The organism is Paenibacillus paludis (genome assembly GCF_042610515.1).
GTDB lineage: Bacteria > Bacillota > Bacilli > Paenibacillales > Paenibacillaceae > Paenibacillus_AQ.
In genome coordinates, this window is record NZ_JBGJZP010000003.1 from 347,166 (window position 1) to 362,258 (window position 15,093).

General features: G+C 45.8%; 15 protein-coding genes and 1 riboswitch. Of the genes, 9 read left to right on the forward strand and 6 right to left on the reverse strand.

The features are described 5' to 3' along the window. Position 1: 1 nt before the first annotated feature. Positions 2-922 (reverse strand): phosphotransferase, encoded by a 921-nt coding sequence (locus ACAN56_RS08165; protein ID WP_379141879.1) that lies wholly within the window; start codon positions 920-922, stop codon positions 2-4. 229 nt (positions 923-1,151) lie between these two features. Here ACAN56_RS08165 and ACAN56_RS08170 point away from each other — a divergent pair, with 229 nt between their 5' ends. After that, a complete protein-coding gene (locus tag ACAN56_RS08170) occupies positions 1,152-2,105 on the forward strand; it encodes an NADP-dependent oxidoreductase (RefSeq protein ID WP_379141882.1) in 954 nt (317 codons plus the stop codon). Positions 2,106-2,294: 189 nt separating this feature from the next. Here the strand turns inward: ACAN56_RS08170 and ACAN56_RS08175 are convergent, their stop codons facing one another. After that, entirely contained in the window at positions 2,295-3,023 is a 729-nt protein-coding gene (locus tag ACAN56_RS08175; RefSeq protein WP_379141884.1) for an SDR family oxidoreductase, read from the reverse strand. Between the two features lie 142 nt (positions 3,024-3,165). On the opposite strand from ACAN56_RS08175, the gene ACAN56_RS08180 reads away from it, so the two are divergent. Continuing rightward, entirely contained in the window at positions 3,166-4,092 is a 927-nt protein-coding gene (locus tag ACAN56_RS08180) for an AraC family transcriptional regulator N-terminal domain-containing protein (RefSeq protein WP_379141887.1), read from the forward strand. Positions 4,093-4,104: 12 nt separating this feature from the next. Here the strand turns inward: ACAN56_RS08180 and ACAN56_RS08185 are convergent, their stop codons facing one another. Further along, positions 4,105-4,482 (reverse strand): PilZ domain-containing protein, encoded by a 378-nt coding sequence (locus tag ACAN56_RS08185; protein ID WP_379141889.1) that lies wholly within the window; start codon positions 4,480-4,482, stop codon positions 4,105-4,107. Positions 4,483-4,667: 185 nt separating this feature from the next. Then, a riboswitch (purine riboswitch) is annotated at positions 4,668-4,778 on the forward strand. 75 nt (positions 4,779-4,853) lie between these two features. Here ACAN56_RS08185 and ACAN56_RS08190 point away from each other — a divergent pair. Together ACAN56_RS08190 and ACAN56_RS08195 are read left to right on the forward strand one after the other, a co-directional pair. Further along, on the forward strand, positions 4,854-5,810 hold the full coding sequence (locus tag ACAN56_RS08190) for an EamA family transporter (RefSeq protein WP_052092047.1): 957 nt from the start codon (positions 4,854-4,856) through the stop codon (positions 5,808-5,810). A gap of 160 nt (positions 5,811-5,970) precedes the next feature. Next, positions 5,971-6,525, forward strand: a complete 555-nt coding sequence (locus tag ACAN56_RS08195) for a CueP family metal-binding protein (RefSeq protein ID WP_038591042.1) — start codon at positions 5,971-5,973, stop codon at positions 6,523-6,525. A gap of 97 nt (positions 6,526-6,622) precedes the next feature. Here ACAN56_RS08195 and ACAN56_RS08200 read toward each other — a convergent pair whose 3' ends face one another. Continuing rightward, positions 6,623-6,985: a winged helix-turn-helix transcriptional regulator gene (locus ACAN56_RS08200; protein ID WP_038591044.1), complete on the reverse strand. Its 363-nt coding sequence runs from the start codon at positions 6,983-6,985 to the stop codon at positions 6,623-6,625. A gap of 123 nt (positions 6,986-7,108) precedes the next feature. Between ACAN56_RS08200 and ACAN56_RS08205 the strand changes: the two genes are divergently transcribed. Beyond that, the gene (locus tag ACAN56_RS08205; protein WP_379141894.1) at positions 7,109-7,735 is read left to right on the forward strand and encodes a nitroreductase family protein; all 627 of its coding nucleotides are present in this window, start codon (positions 7,109-7,111) and stop codon (positions 7,733-7,735) included. Positions 7,736-7,754: 19 nt separating this feature from the next. Further along, the gene (locus tag ACAN56_RS08210; protein WP_379141896.1) at positions 7,755-7,985 is read left to right on the forward strand and encodes a hypothetical protein; all 231 of its coding nucleotides are present in this window, start codon (positions 7,755-7,757) and stop codon (positions 7,983-7,985) included. Between the two features lie 29 nt (positions 7,986-8,014). Here the strand turns inward: ACAN56_RS08210 and ACAN56_RS08215 are convergent, their stop codons facing one another. Beyond that, positions 8,015-8,527 carry a MepB family protein gene (locus ACAN56_RS08215; RefSeq protein WP_379141898.1) on the reverse strand — a complete coding sequence of 171 codons (513 nt, stop codon included), beginning with the start codon at positions 8,525-8,527 and terminating at the stop codon, positions 8,015-8,017. A gap of 686 nt (positions 8,528-9,213) precedes the next feature. Between ACAN56_RS08215 and ACAN56_RS08220 the strand changes: the two genes are divergently transcribed. The 3 genes from ACAN56_RS08220 (at position 9,214) to ACAN56_RS08230 (ending at position 12,781) form a co-directional block, all read left to right on the forward strand. Beyond that, positions 9,214-9,825: a TetR/AcrR family transcriptional regulator gene (locus tag ACAN56_RS08220; protein ID WP_052092048.1), complete on the forward strand. Its 612-nt coding sequence runs from the start codon at positions 9,214-9,216 to the stop codon at positions 9,823-9,825. Then, positions 9,803-10,501 (forward strand): ABC transporter ATP-binding protein, encoded by a 699-nt coding sequence (locus tag ACAN56_RS08225; RefSeq protein WP_379141901.1) that lies wholly within the window; start codon positions 9,803-9,805, stop codon positions 10,499-10,501. The genes ACAN56_RS08220 and ACAN56_RS08225 overlap by 23 nt, the downstream gene beginning before the upstream one ends. Before the next feature lie 186 nt (positions 10,502-10,687). Continuing rightward, positions 10,688-12,781 (forward strand): FtsX-like permease family protein, encoded by a 2,094-nt coding sequence (locus ACAN56_RS08230; RefSeq protein ID WP_379141903.1) that lies wholly within the window; start codon positions 10,688-10,690, stop codon positions 12,779-12,781. A 122-nt stretch (positions 12,782-12,903) separates the two neighbouring features. Here ACAN56_RS08230 and ACAN56_RS08235 read toward each other — a convergent pair whose 3' ends face one another. Then, positions 12,904-14,967, reverse strand: a complete 2,064-nt coding sequence (locus tag ACAN56_RS08235) for a methyl-accepting chemotaxis protein (RefSeq protein WP_038591063.1) — start codon at positions 14,965-14,967, stop codon at positions 12,904-12,906. Between the last annotated feature and the right edge of the window lie 126 nt (positions 14,968-15,093).

Below are 15,093 nucleotides of genomic sequence, written 5' to 3' on the forward strand. Positions count from 1 at the left end.
TTTAATGTGGAAACAACTGTTTTTGCAACAACAGCCTTAATTCGTCTATGCTTGCTACACTATCTCTTGGGATGTCAATTCTTTCGAAATAATCCTTCAAGATGAAACCACAGAAAAGATGAATAGAAAGGCCTTTAATTAGTGCATCCAGGAACAATTCCCGGTCTTCTTCACCGATATATTCCGCCACCAGCTCTTGATCGCATAAGAACAATTCAAATATGATTGCAGGCAGCTCGTAATAGGCCGGAGCCATGATGCAGTCTGCAAAGTCGATTAGCGTAACGGAGCGATCAGTACCAATGATCAGATTATCCCTCGTGATATCACCGTGTACCAAAACCACTTCATCATAATCCAAGTTCTCAGCGCTTCTTGCCAGCTCTTTGATGAGATTCGGATTCAACCCATCCATGCGGTTCATTCGGTTGTCTTGATTTCTGAGGTCAATACGGGGCAGCAAGTTTTGCGCCGGCTGATGGAGTTTTACAGAGATCTGTTTGATGTGATCTGCAAAATCTTTCTTCTCGGATGAAGAAGCTAATAAAAGTTCCTGAATGGAAGATGCGGCAGGTACATAATCCATAATAAGATAACGAAACAAATACTTGTCCATAAACTCACCGTGCCCGATGATCTTGGGGGTGGAAATATTATGATTCATAGCAAATTCCATTACTGCCAGTTCAGTAGCGTAGTCTTGTTGCGTATCCATATTAGTTTGTATGGGGGCGTAGATTTTAATGATTAGCTCATTGGCTTGGAAGACTGCGTTGGTGCCTGGAGGAAGATTCTCTAAGGATTCTGCCAAAGGTAAACCTTCTTTACGGAAGATCGCATTTGCTAAAGGGAAAAAGGCCTCCCTCGATTGGAAAACGCTGCTCCAGGAATCCCACCCGTTCAAAGTATGTTCAAATAACAATAAATTCTCCTCCGAACCTTCAGATTTTAGTTGGCATAGAAGACTATACTCATTAGGATACACATTTTGTATCTATTTTCCAAAGGAATATTTCACTGTTAGCGGATTATTGCCTATTTCTCCAAAACTACACTTTGATACATTATACGGACATACAACAAATTGTGGCAGAATCAGGTCTGGAGGGTAATCAATAAGGAACCTGGATTTGGTTCAGGAAGATATTCTCTTGAAGAGAGGCGTGATCCGAAGCATGAAGGCAGTTGTGATTGAACAATTTGGCGGACCTGAAGTATTGGTGGGCAAAGAAATTCCCAAGCCGGTGATTGAATCCAATCAGGTATTGATTCGGACGAGGGCAACATCTGTAAATCCGGTGGATTTTAAAATTCGGCAAGGTGCTATGGGCTCTGCCACTGGTGATTTTCCATTAGTGTTAGGCGGAGATGCCGCCGGTGTGGTCGTTGAGGTAGGCGAGAATGTGAGCCGGTTTAAGGCGGATGAACGTGTCTTTGCACGTCCGCGTGATTTCGGCACTTATGCCGAGTATATCGCGGTAGATGCGGATGTGGTGAGTAAGATGCCCAAAGCATTCAACTTTGAAGAAGCTGCAGCCGTGCCGCTGGCAGCGATGACAGCGTGGCAGGCGCTCGTTGACCACGGAAAGATTAAAGAAGGCGATAAGGTTCTAATTCACGCCGGTTCGGGCGGGGTCGGCACGTTTGCCATCCAGTTGGCCAAACATTTCGGAGCAGAAGTGGCCTCAACAGCCAGTTCCAGGAACAAGGAACTGCTTGAATCGCTCGGTACCGATCGTTTTATTGATTATAAAGAAGAAGATTTTTCAAAGGTCCTCTCAGACTATGACCTCGTGCTGGACACGATGGGCGGGGATATCCAGCGTAAAAGCTTTGAGATCTTAAAACCCGGCGGCAGGCTGGTCTCTCTTGTTGAGAAACCTGATGAGCAGCTGCAGGAGAAATACCAAGTCACCGGCGTTCAATTCATGATGGAGCCCAGCGGCAGTCAGCTGGAGAAGCTTGCAGAGCTTGCCGATCAAGGCAAACTGCGGGTGGTAATCGACAGTACCTTCTGGCTGAACGAAGAAGGAATCAGACAGGCTCACGAAAAAAGTGAAACGCATCATGCAGCTGGTAAAATTGTCCTCCGTGCCGAACAATAGGGGGAGGCTGCGGTATTGACTAGCGGTGCGTTCAGCTATGGCAACTGCGGGCTGTGAACCTCCGCAATTACGGCGTACAAGCCGGAGGCAGTCTAAATAACGAAGCAAGAGCCCGCGTCTGTCGCGGGCTCTTGCTTCGTTGTGTGTAAAGGCAGAACAGCAATAGGCTGCTAATCTGCCGCAGATCTACTAGGAGGGCCGGACAACAAGTTCATTTATAGCAGTATCGGCCGGTTGTTCGATGGCAAAAAGAATTGTCCGTGCAACAGCCTCGGCCGGGAGTGCCTGCTTCCGGTATTCCTTCATCAGCTCTTTCGCATACTCCTCCGAAATGCTGTTGGCCAGCTCGGATTCAGTAACTCCCGGCGAAATTAACGTTGCCCGGATTCCGCTCACGTTTTCCAGACGCAGTCCTTCCGTGATGGCCCGGACCGCAAATTTAGTGGCGCAATATACAGCTGCCGTGGGCGAAACCTCATAAGCGCCGATCGAGGCGATGTTGATGAACTGGCCGCTGCCTTGCTCCTTCATAATAGGCAGGGCGGTTGCAATTCCATGGAGTACGCCGCGTATGTTCACGTCAATCATCTGGTTCCACTCCTCCAGCTTGAGACTCTCCAGAAGAGAAAGAGGCATAACGCCTGCATTGTTCACGACCACGTCAAGCCGTCCGAATTGCCGGCAGGTGAAGTCAACTACAGCCTGCATATCCTCCAGCTTGGTGACATCCGCCTGCCGAAAGTACACGGTGCAGCCTTCTGCTTCCAGTTCGGCAGCGATTGCTTCCAGCCGTTCGGTCCGCCGCGCTGCCATAACAACATGGGCGCCGCTTCGGGCCAGCAAGCGGGCGGTAGCTTCACCTATACCACTGCTTGCACCTGTAATAACTACGGTTTTTCCTGAGATATTCTTGTTCATTTCCGCTACACTCCTCATAGGGTTACTGGTGACTCTGCTTATCATTATGCGGGGAAGCAGAGTGCAGGAGGTATAGCATTTGTCGTGGATTATTGCCTAATTCTCCAAGCTGGATTAGAGTAAAGAGAGAGGAGGGGCAAAGATGAACCAGACACAACCGGAAGAAGAACTGTCCTTAGAAGGGCAGGGGGAACTGGCTTCCTTGATTGAACGGCATACAAGAACCGATGGGAAGCACCTGAGCGCAATACCTTCGCTGCATTTATTCCGCGCTTCCTGCGAGCAGGAACCGCAGTTCGCGATCTATGAGCCGGCTCTTTGTATGATTGCCCAGGGAAGCAAATTGGTAATGCTGGCCAAGGAGGGCTACCGTTATGACCCGAGGTCGTATTTGCTGGCATCCGTACATCTCCCTATCAAAGGTCAAATCCTGGAGGCGACGGCAATTCGGCCGTACCTGGGCCTGCAGTTAAATTTTCAACCGGATCAGATTGTCGATATGCTGCAGATGCCGCGTTCTGGCGGGGAAACCGGGAACCATTCCAGCCGGGGGCTGGCGGTGGGTTCCGTCAGCTCCTCTCTGCTGGACGCCGTCATTCGGCTGATCCGGTTGCTGGATAACCCGGAGGACATTGAAGGTCTGGCACCATTGATGATCCGGGAGATTTTGTATCGGGTCATGCAGGGGGAACAGGGAGCGTCTATCAAGTCTTTTGTTGTCAGCGGCAGCCATGCCCAGCGAATCGCAGCCGTTATAGACCGGATTAACCGTGACTACAGGCAGCGGCTTCAAGTACATGATTTGGCCAAAATGGTCAACATGAGTGTATCTTCGCTCCACTATTATTTTAAAGAAGTTACTGCGATGAGTCCCTTGCAGTATCTGAAACAGGTCCGGTTGCAGGAAGCCCGGCGACTCCTGTTGTCAGAGACCACAGAAGCCGCAGAGGCGGCATTTCAGGTGGGATACGAAAGCCCGTCGCAATTCAGCCGGGAATATGCCCGCCTCTTCGGGCAGCCGCCAATCAGGGATGTCAATCAGTTGCGGCATAGGTTGTCAAGGAGCTGACGCCGCAATCCTCTATTTGACAATGATTTTGCTTTGCCCGGCCAGCAGCCGGAGTTCACGCGGAAGCCGGTCGCGTTCATGTTCGGGGATGTCCAGCTGAACGCCGTAATAATGATTATCTGCTTCCTCGCGGCCCCAGCGCAGCGTGCCCTCCAACTGCAATGGTTCTTCATGCAGCACGAGATTTAAGCTGACCCGGATTTGATTGCTGTCTACTCTAAGGGCAAGCGGCATCTTAAGACCACAACCTGAACGGCTGATGTCATACATGAGCGCCTGTACGGGTTTGGCGGGAGCGGGTACTCCATTTATGCTTACAATAAACAAGTTGAAGGAGACCGGCTCTTTAAAGGTGTATCGGAAAGGTTCTTTTCTGTGATTGATCTTCATCGGTACCTCCATAATTTTCCTGGCAATATCAGCATATATCTATCATCGTCAGGAAACGTCCTGTGATGAAGAGTAACACTTCAGTTCCATTGCTAGATAGGAGTTCCTAAGACAAAACCACAAATTTAAAGAAATTAGTGTTGACGTCTGCTCACTTGCCGTGTAACATATGAACAGTCGAAACACAGAAAACTACATACTGTTCTCGTATAACCTCGCAGCCATTTGCTATATACAGGGCGAGGGTTTCTACAGGAAGCCTATTCTTCCTAACTACGATGACAAGGATCAAATGTTATGATCCTTGTCCCCGCAGTTAGGATTTTTTGTGTGCAGCGGCCGATTCAGAAGATTCAGGAGGATTAATAAACATGAAAGATTTGAAATACCTCATATCCGTCTTAGTGGGGGCCATGAGCTATGGTATCCTATCAACAATTGTTGTGCTGGCTTACGGAAAAGGATATCAGCTCGGGGAAGTGGTCGGTACACAGTTATTGACCGGCTGCATACTCGCTTGGCTGCTGGCTATCTATACAAAAGTCAAAGAAAACCGCAAACAAAAGAGCCGTGGCATTCCAGCCGCAGCAACGCAGCGTGTGTCAACAGCACTGACCTGGAAGCATAGACTGCTGCTCATGCTCGCCGGAGCTCCGACGGTGTTGACTGGTCTGCTGTATTATCAGTCGCTCCGTTATATTCCGGCATCGCTGGCGATCATCCTGTTGTTCCAGTTCACATGGATCAGCGTACTGATTCAAGCTGTAAGCAAACGCCAGCGTCCCGATAAAATTACACTGCTGACTTTGCTGCTGCTGTTCGGAGGAACATTGCTGGCCGCGGGGATTTTGGATCAAGGTGCCGCCCATTTCAATATCTTGGGGCTCACTTTAGGCCTGCTGTCTGCGGTAAGCTATTCGATGTTCATTATATTCAGCGGCAAAGCCGTTCCTGCCGCACACCCGGCCTACCGGAGTGCCTGGATGATTACCGGCGGATTTGTATTATTATGCATTTTATTCCCGCCAACCTTCATCTTCAACGGTTTGCTGTGGGGACAATTGCTACTGTATGGTTTCCTGCTGGGATTGTTCGGCGCTTTTATACCGCCTGTGCTGTTTGCAATTGGTGTTCCCCATATTGGAGGCGGAATGGCAGGGATTCTTGGTGCCGCGGAGCTGCCGGTTGCAGTTCTGCTGTCCTCATTTGTACTGCATGAGCATGTAAGCTGGCTGCAGTGGACTGGCGTTATTATAGTGCTGATCGGAGTTGTGCTTCCTGAACTGTATAAGCTGCGCTGGAAAAATACACGCGTAATAACGTCATAATCTTATTGTTCCTTTGTCAAAGGCCGGTATCCACTCAGGATGAGTTGGACAACCGGCCTTCTTTGATATTGTTACTCTTTTGCGAATATCATCTGTGCCACGCGCACAATTGTACGATCTCGGTTACAATAAAATAAACGGACAAGGAGATGAATTCAAGATGAACAAAAAAACGCTGGCGGCTGCTGGAGTAGTTGCTATCGCGCTGGGGGCATACCTATTTGCGGGAAACACCGAAAAACAAAAACCTGAACATGACATAGCACCAAATATTAAACAAATGGTACATGATTTCAGTACAGGCAACACAACGGCCCAATCGGCTTCCATCACTTCCGGGCAGCTTATCGTGACTGGTGACGATTCAAAAGAAATCACCTACAATCTGCCTGAGGATGAGTTTTTTCTGTCCATTGCGCCTTACATAGATAAAACACACCCTTGCGCAATCCATAGCCTGACTGGCTGTCAGGGCGAAATGACGGATGAAGAGTTCAGTGTAGCGATTGAGGATTCAGAGGGGAACTCCGTAATGGACAAAACCACAATGAAATCACAAGACAATGGATTTATTGATCTGTGGCTGCCGCGGGACAAAACATACCATATAACGGTAGAGCATGACGGGAAAACCGCGGAATCCGCAATCTCTACTTTTGAGAACGACGACACCTGTATTGCAACCATGCAATTAAAAGACAAACAGAGCTTGTAAGCCCCCTTGAGAAGGAAGCTGTTTAGCTCTAGTAATGATCGGGGGGACTATCCGGCACAACTGGAAGGCCCCCACCGATACACCACCTTATGTCCTCCTATTGAGGATTATTTTGGTGCGTGCAGTAAAATTGTCCGTCTCGCTCTATTTCCTTCAACACTGCATATTCATGGCCCCAGTCACACATTGTATTTAACACGGGCACAAAAGATTGGCCCAACTCCGTTAGACTATATTCTACTTTTGGTGGAACCTCCTGAAAGATCTCTCTTTTTACAAGTCCGTCTTTTTCCAGCTGACGCAATTGATCGGTTAATACTTTTTGTGTGATCCCCGGAATGTACTCATAAAACTCCTTGGTTCTAACCGGATTTCGGCTCAAAAAGAAAAGAATTAAACACTTCCACTTTCCGCCCACAATATTCATAAATATATTTATCCCTGAATTATATTGGACCAAATCCCGTTCCTCCCCAATAGGCACTTAAAAGTGGGTAAACCACAATTTTGTGCGTTATTTTCCTGTGTAATCTTTACTACTATAATTTGAAAAGCAAGATAAATAAAGGTGGGAGTGGATAACATGAGTGTGAAAAATATTTTAGAACACCGGAATTCAGTCCGGCATTATGATCCGGATTATAAAATCAGCCCGGAACTGCTGGCTTCATTCATTGAAAGTGCAAGCAAATCACCCAATGGAAATAATGTACAGGCTGTGCGGTACCTGATCATTGATGATCCTCAAATCCAAAAGTCACTATTGCCTATCGCATACAATCAACAACAAGTGGCAGACGCTTCCGCTGTATTGGTGATGCTTGGTGATTATAAAGCGTTCCAGGACGATAACATTATTCAGATTCACGAGGAAGGGTTTCAAGCTGGTTATTTCGATGAATCTTTAAGAGACTACCTGGCAAATGCGGCCATCGGATATTATGCCAGTAAATCAGAAGAGGACCTCCGGATGGAATTAACCAGAGATGTAAGTCTTGCGGCTATGTCATTTGTGTTGCTGGCGAATGAAGCCGGATTGGACACGATTACAATGTCAGGTTATGATTCCAGGCAGCTAAAGGCAACTTTGAATATTTCCGAAAGATATCTGGATGTAATGCTTATTGCTATCGGTAAAGGGATTAAAGCAGGGCATCGGACGGTGAGACATGAGGTAAATAAAGTGATTTATAGAAATAAACTGACTTAACTCAGACCGAATGGATATTTTGCAGATACTCCTCTGGAATTGGCGCTTATCAAAGACCGTTTGCCGGCAAAAGCTGCTGCGCCTGTCGGCAGAAGTAGACGATTACACGGATATCCTTATCGTGTGGCATCCGGGCTCACAAAAGATCGGCTACTACGATGTAGAGCATCAGGAATATGCTCCTTTGGCTAAATTCGCGGAGTTTATGGCCGATCCGGCCCTGTATATGACCAGAATTCTGGAAGGCTAGATTGCAGCCCCGACAAGCGGCACATGGGATCAGCTGGAGTATAATTCTATTAATTTTTTGTTTTGTAATAAATCGCCCTTCTGAGCAATACTAAAATAGGGCAATTGCCAGCTTTGTGTTGCTATAGCTTGTTTGCTGGTAGGGGTATCCCAACTAGGGTAGACTCTAATGGCCATTTTTCCATTTGCCTTAGTTGTTGTAAGGATATTATGTTTCACAAGAACATCTTTTGGAAAAACGAATTGTCCAAAGCGATTATTAGGTGCATCAAAAGTATTAATAACCAATAAGTCTGTGGCCTTTTCATATGAAAAGGCTTGGTTTTTATGATGATCATCTTTTTCCCATATGGCGACAAATTGTCCTGTTTTGGTTGGTGTTATTTTGGCAACTCTGAATCTGACCGATTTAGAATTTAGCTGGAATACACCAGCCCCATAATCTGAATTTTGGGGTTCTTCCCGGACGGATGCTATCGTTAATTGATTAGGTTCATACAAAATTTCTTTTACATAGGATAGTGCCTCATAAAATCTATTCATTGTACAACTCCTCATTTTAATGCTTCACAGAATCCCCCACAAATACTAATCCCAGTCCATAAAAAATGTGGATTCCAACTGTCCATGTTCACACTCCGGGCAACTCAAATGAACAGGCACTAAGTGTTCCAAGGGTGTAAGCCTCATGGTATCCTTGCATCTTTTACAAGTATAGATCGTTACAAACTGAGTTGTGTCCGAGCGCATGTTCATAAATAATTCATTTCGGACGTCATTACAGGATGGACAGACATATAAAGCATCATAAGCGTCGAAGGTCGTGGCAGGATCTTTTTGAAAATGTTCAATCTGTTGTTTGAGCGCAAGGTCTTTTACAAATGAGGCAATGGACTCCAAGCTAAAATAATAGAAACCGATTCCTATATAAATATCTTCAGTGTATGTACAGTGATCACAGGTTAGTTTGTAGCCTTGTCCCATTTTTTTCACCTCTTGTAATTTAATGCGGATGTTCAAATGCCTAGTATAAGTGATTGTAGCACAGTTTTTGACCAGGAGGATGGACGGATTGATTATACTGTGATGTTCAACACAATGCAGCGCTCATCCAGTCGTGGACAGACAAATGTACATTGACAAAAGCGACAGTAGTGTCATAAAATTAAAAAACGACAATGGTGTCACATTTTTGAGCGGAAGTTCTTTTAGCAATTGGAGGAATGAGGATGGCCAAAAAATCAGTGGAAAAGAGACAATTGATTCTGAGTAAAGCACTAGAGTTATTCGTTCGCAAAGGATTTCATGCTGTCACGATGAGCGATATTGTAGAGGAGTGCCAGATTAGCCGCGGTGGTTTGTACCGTTATTACAGCTCTACAGATGATATCTTCCGCGAACTGTTGCGTGCAAATGCCATACATACAGAGGAAATCTTTGAATCTATGATGGGTGCAGGCAAGCCCTATCGTGAAATCATGGAGCTGTTTTTGTCCGGGCAAAGAGCGGAGCTACGCCAGATTACTAACAGCATGATGACTGCAGCCTATGAGTTTTTTCTCTCACACAAAAGCAATTCAGACAGGGAGTTCTTGCAGCAGCAGTACATACAATCAGCGGCTTTTCTCAGCAGGCTGATCCAGTACGGCAATGAACGGAAAGAGACGGAGGTAGCTTCCCCGGATACAGTTGCCAATCAGCTGCTGATATTTTTAGAGGGCCTGAGGGTGCTGGGTTTATCCGTTGATCTTACAGATGAATTTCTGGAGGAGCAGTTCAAGTGGTTTCAAAATAATCTGTTCGGAGGCCATCCCCCTTATGAAAACAATCCTTACAGTTAACGAGGTAACGAAGCAGTACAGGAACAATGAACTCATTCTCAAAGAGGTTTCACTGGAAATAAAGGAAGGAAGCTTTACGGTTATCATTGGGCCAAGCGGGTCAGGCAAATCCACCTTGCTCAACATCATGTCCGGATTACAAAAGCCGAGCAGCGGAAGTGTATTCTTCGGAGACAAAGACATTACACAATTCAGCGAACATGAGCTTGCTGATTTTCGCAGACAAGATATCGGTCAGATTTTCCAGCAATATTTGCTGCTCTCCCATCTCACGGCAGAAGAGAACATCAGGATAGGTGCGCCTGCATCGGGTGGAGCGTATTCCGTGCAAGAATTGGCGGAGATGCTGGATATCTCTGGTGTTTTGGACCAATATCCAGGCGAACTGTCGGGAGGCCAGCAACAGCGGGTAGCTATTGCCAGAGCTTTGATCAAGAAGCCGCGTATGCTGTTTTGCGATGAGGCAACCGGGGCTCTGGATGAAACAAACAGCAGGAAGGTTATTTCTTTGCTGCATCAGATTTGTGTTAAATATGGCGTAACTGTACTTTTCATCACTCACAATTACGAAATCGCGAGAACCGCAGATCGTGTGATAAAGATTAAGGACGGATCGATGATTAAGGATATTCATCAGAAGAATCCTATTCCTGTGGAACAAATGAGCTGGGTATAGCGCGTGCAGACTGAAGGGGAATGGGGCGGAATTGGATTGCACTATTTAAAAAAACAAATAGTTAGCCTGTTGAAGCAAAATCGTGCTTATGGAGCAGTGCTGCTGTTGATTATTTTGTTAACCTCTTTTATGTATTTTTTCGTGCAATTTTCAGTTGACCGGAATGTAACGAATATGGAGTACTACTTGAGAAATCAAAACCAGGAAGATGTCAGATTCCAGTTCACCGGCACAGCAGACAAGAACAAGGTATTGAAGGGGTTAGAGAATCAACTGATTACCGAAGAACGCAGCATTAAGAAAATGAAGAGTGAGAACAAGACCTATTTTCTGCTTAGCGAACCTCAGCGGCTGAATATGCCCTATATCGTGAAGGGCAGGCTGCCGGAGCAAGCAGATGAAATTGCGGTCTTGCCGCAATTTCTGCAACAGAATAACCTGCAAGTTGGCGATTCATGGAGAATCGGAGAAATAAGCTTTACGATTACTGGTTCAATGTATTTGCCGGATTACTTATCGTTTATACCCTTTGGTGAGGTTCAGCAGAATTATTCCGATGCTACGTTCGTTCTTGTCTTACCGGAAGTCTATGACAGACTAGAGGGGCAGGAGAGTCAATATTATGCCGGAGCCTTGCGAGAGGGCGTTGATCACCTATCAAAGAAAAGCCTGCTGGCAGAACCAGCTTTTTCTTATTTAGCATCGGCTTCTGAGATAGACAGCGATACAGAACTGCAAAAGGCACTGGAATCAAATAATGGACTGGCGCAGTCTTTTTTGATTGTGCTCGGTTTAATATCTTTGTTCATCTTTTATATGTTTTTTAAACGATTCATGTCGCTGCACAAGCAAGATTTGGGCTGTTTAAAAGCACTTGGCTTTACCGGGAGGCAAATAACTTTTGTCCTGATAAGGTTCACCTTCGGAATTGCAGGCATAGGTTGCCTCTTGGGGATGGGGTTAGGGTATCTTGGATCCAACGTGCTCATGGGCATGCTGGAAAGCACTTATTCCTTCCCGTTTTTTGAACGGGGGATTCATTTCGGGTCAGCCGTTAAAGGCATCTTATTTCCAGCCGGGGGAGCAGTTCTTATAACGTGTTATGCAGCGGTTCCGTTTTTGAAGCAAGAAGCCCATGCTTTGTTAAACATTTCAGCGCAGCCGCGGCCGGTCAAGGGTGTCTTGCGGGCTGCCAACCGGGTAGTTAATCTATTGCCGGAGAAGTGGCGGTTGCCGTTCCGTGTTGCACTGCGAAAATGGAATGCCTTAATCCTTAGTGCTTGTGCGATTCTGCTGACTACCTTGTTGTTCTTGCTAAGTTATTCCTTATATCAATCCAGCGGTACAGCCATGAATGCCCAAATGGCTGGCATCGATTATACCTATGACATTACCTATCCGGAATTTCAGAATGATGATGCGAATGTCAGATCCTCCCGGATGTATTATCTCCAGCAACAAGTGCTACTGAAGCAAAAGAAAGGCAGTATCATCTCAGCGCAAATGCTGGGACTCGATAGCGGGGGGACGCTGTTCACGCTGCTCGATGCCAATAATAACGGCCTCAGGATGGATAACCTGAAAGGAGTCATTGTCAGCCGCTCATTCAGTTGGTTATATGGCATCAAGAAGGGGGATACTCTCAACCTTATACTGGATCGGCAAAATGTGGAGCTTGTCGTTCAGTCGATCAGTCAAAACGGGGATACGGATACGATATATACTTCCAAAGATAACCTCGCTGGTTGGATGAAGGTGGAGCGTTCACTGCATTCGGGCGAGTTAAGTAATGAAATGAATTCTTCCGCCAACGTTAAAGTGGTAACTGCTGCGGATAAAAAAGCAGCGCTGGAAAGCAGCGCTGTCTCAAGTCGTTCAAGTGCTGTCATTAATCAAATGATTGGTATTGTAATTGGCGTTTTACTGATATACCTGATTCTCCTGCTTAATTTTCAGGACAGTACCCGGGATATGAAAATACTCCGGCTGCTCGGTTACAAATCAGCCGAAATCAGCCGTTTGCTGATTGACGTGTACAGACCGCTGCTGGTATTGCTCTATGTTATTACTCTTCCGTTTGCGGTGTTTATTACAGAACGGATTTTGCGGATTCTATCTCTTCAGACTGGTGATTATATGCCGTTTAACCTGAATATATGGATGCTGATTCTTCCGTTGGTGCTTATTATGCTGCAATATATGCTGGTTATGCCGATATTCAAGGGTAAGCTGCGCAGAGGAAATAGAGACAACAACAGTATTGATACGAATACATGTTGAAATTTTGGTGCTGCGGATCAAAGAGATAAATAAACACAAACAGCGCGCGCCGATGGAATATCGGTGCGCGCTGCCTGCTTAGCATGATTCTGTTATCGAGTTAACAGGGGATAACTTGAGCACTATTCGACCTGAAACTGGTTCAACTCATCCTGAAGCTTTTTGGACAAATGACTGAGTTGCTGGGATAGCTCAGCGACTTGTTCAATGCTGTCCAGTTGTTCCTGCGTGCTTGCACTAACCTCTTCCGTCGAAGCGGAATTCTCTTCTGTAGTGGAAGAGATGATTTCCAGTGCCTGGAGAATTTCATCTTTATGTTTATGGACTTTGGAAGTGTTGCTGCTGATCTGAATCATGCGTAATTTCAAGGCCTCCAAATCCTTGTTAATGCTAAAGAATACCTGCTTCGTAGCCTCCACAGATTTTGCGTTTTCTTCAGCAATTTCAAGACCTTGTGCTGTGTATTTAACGGATGCAACAGTTTTTTCCTCGATTTCATGTACCTTTCTGCCAATCTCCTGTGTGGCCTGTGCGGTCTGCTCCGCCAGCTTGCGAACCTCCCCGGCAACAACAGCAAACCCGCGGCCCTGTTCTCCCGCCCGAGCGGCTTCAATGGAAGCATTGAGCGCCAGCAGATTGGTTTGTGTGGCTATTTGATGTACTGTATCCACGATGCTTGAAATTTCATGGCGGCTTAGATCAATATCATGAATAGCAGACGATATCGACTGAGTGGAGTTGTGATTCTCATCTGCCCACTTGGATAACTGATCCAATACACCCAACCCCAGCTCGCTTTGGTCAGCAGAAGCTTGCACCATCGTCTCTATGGCTATGGCATCACTGGCGATTTCGTCAATTTGGCCCGATAGTGATCCGGTTTTTTGCAATATCGTATCCGTTTCGATCGACTGATAATTGGTTGCATTGGCAATCTCAGTAATGGCCGTCGCTGTATCGTTCATGGTTATAGCCGTTCTGGAGGAAATGGATTGCAGATCCTTGGAAGACTGGTTCAATACCTCAGCGGAGGTGCCAACCATCTGGAGCATACCTTGAATTTTCTGGACCATGTTGAAGATTCCGTTTGAAATTTGTCCAATTTCGTTGTTGGAATGGGTATCAAACTGAACTGTCAAATCCCCGTTTTCCACCCGCTTGATTTTGGTGAGCAGTATGGGGATTGATCTGAGCAGGTAACGGAGCGTGATATAAGAAAATAGAACGAGCAGGATCGCAGCTGCAGTAAATCCGCCAATCGTAACCCAAGTGAACTTTTTTAATTCTGAGAGCACTTCACGCTCTGTAATGGTCAAACCTACGGACCATCCGGTATCTTTACTGATAGCATAGCCGATGTAACGGCTTTCTCCGTTGTCATCAATCAGTTGTACTCCGGATTCGCCAGCTATCATTTTCTTGCCGATCGCTCCAAGATCTCCAGGGAACTCATTAATCTTTTCCTTGGATACCTTAGTCTGATCAGGGTGATACAGAATATCACCTGTTTTGGAGGCGAGAATGGAATAACCGGTGCTGCCGAGCTTATAGCTTTCCATAATGGCAGGGATGTCTTTAGAGGCTATATCAACCGCCGCAAAACCGATTAACGCATTGTTGTCATCCTTAATCGGATAAAAGATACCCATCAGCATATCACCCGAAGTGATGTCAATATAAGGATCGGAATAGTACAGCCCGTCTGCTGCGACTGCCGGTTTGTAATACGGCCGTTCTTTAATATTAAAAGATGCATCAGATGCCTTACCGTCGTTTAAGAGGTAAAAGCCTTTGCCGTCAATACTTGCAATCCAAGCATCTGCAAAAGAGGGCTCTGCTTTTACAATGGCAGCCAGAGTTTTCACTACTTCATCAGCAGACGGAGAAGTTTTAGCCATTTCCGGAGATTCAGTGGTTTCAATGTATTGTTTAAAAATATCATTTGTTGACATTTGTTTAACAAGTGAACCCTTTTCCTTAAATAAAGCATCGAATTGACTTACGAGTGCGTGTGTCTTGGTCTGCAGCATGGATTCTTGTTGTTTCACAAGTATGCTTCGAGTGCTGGAAAACATATATGTTCCCAAGATCGAGAAGACGACAACAATAATAACTAAAAGTACAATGGACAAAGTATTTGCTATGCTTGGTGAGCCGAATCGCCATTTCTTTATTTGCTGCAACATATTACCATCTCCCCCGATTCTTTTCTGAGCTAAAAGTCTCATAAGAATATGTCGGAAGATTGTGACTTTTTTAATATAGCTTTCATCTAAATGAACGAAATTTAATTTAAAAAATAAGGATTTGGG

Coding starts and splice junctions, on each gene's coding strand:
- ACAN56_RS08175 (WP_379141884.1), bottom strand. CDS start 3,023: ATGAACAAGAATATCTCAGGAAAAACCGTAGTTATTACAGGTGCAAGC.
- ACAN56_RS08180 (WP_379141887.1), top strand. CDS start 3,166: ATGAACCAGACACAACCGGAAGAAGAACTGTCCTTAGAAGGGCAGGGG.
- ACAN56_RS08185 (WP_379141889.1), bottom strand. CDS start 4,482: ATGAAGATCAATCACAGAAAAGAACCTTTCCGATACACCTTTAAAGAG.
- ACAN56_RS08190 (WP_052092047.1), top strand. CDS start 4,854: ATGAAAGATTTGAAATACCTCATATCCGTCTTAGTGGGGGCCATGAGC.
- ACAN56_RS08195 (WP_038591042.1), top strand. CDS start 5,971: ATGAACAAAAAAACGCTGGCGGCTGCTGGAGTAGTTGCTATCGCGCTG.
- ACAN56_RS08205 (WP_379141894.1), top strand. CDS start 7,109: ATGAGTGTGAAAAATATTTTAGAACACCGGAATTCAGTCCGGCATTAT.
- ACAN56_RS08215 (WP_379141898.1), bottom strand. CDS start 8,527: ATGAATAGATTTTATGAGGCACTATCCTATGTAAAAGAAATTTTGTAT.
- ACAN56_RS08220 (WP_052092048.1), top strand. CDS start 9,214: ATGGCCAAAAAATCAGTGGAAAAGAGACAATTGATTCTGAGTAAAGCA.
- ACAN56_RS08225 (WP_379141901.1), top strand. CDS start 9,803: ATGAAAACAATCCTTACAGTTAACGAGGTAACGAAGCAGTACAGGAAC.
- ACAN56_RS08235 (WP_038591063.1), bottom strand. CDS start 14,967: ATGTTGCAGCAAATAAAGAAATGGCGATTCGGCTCACCAAGCATAGCA.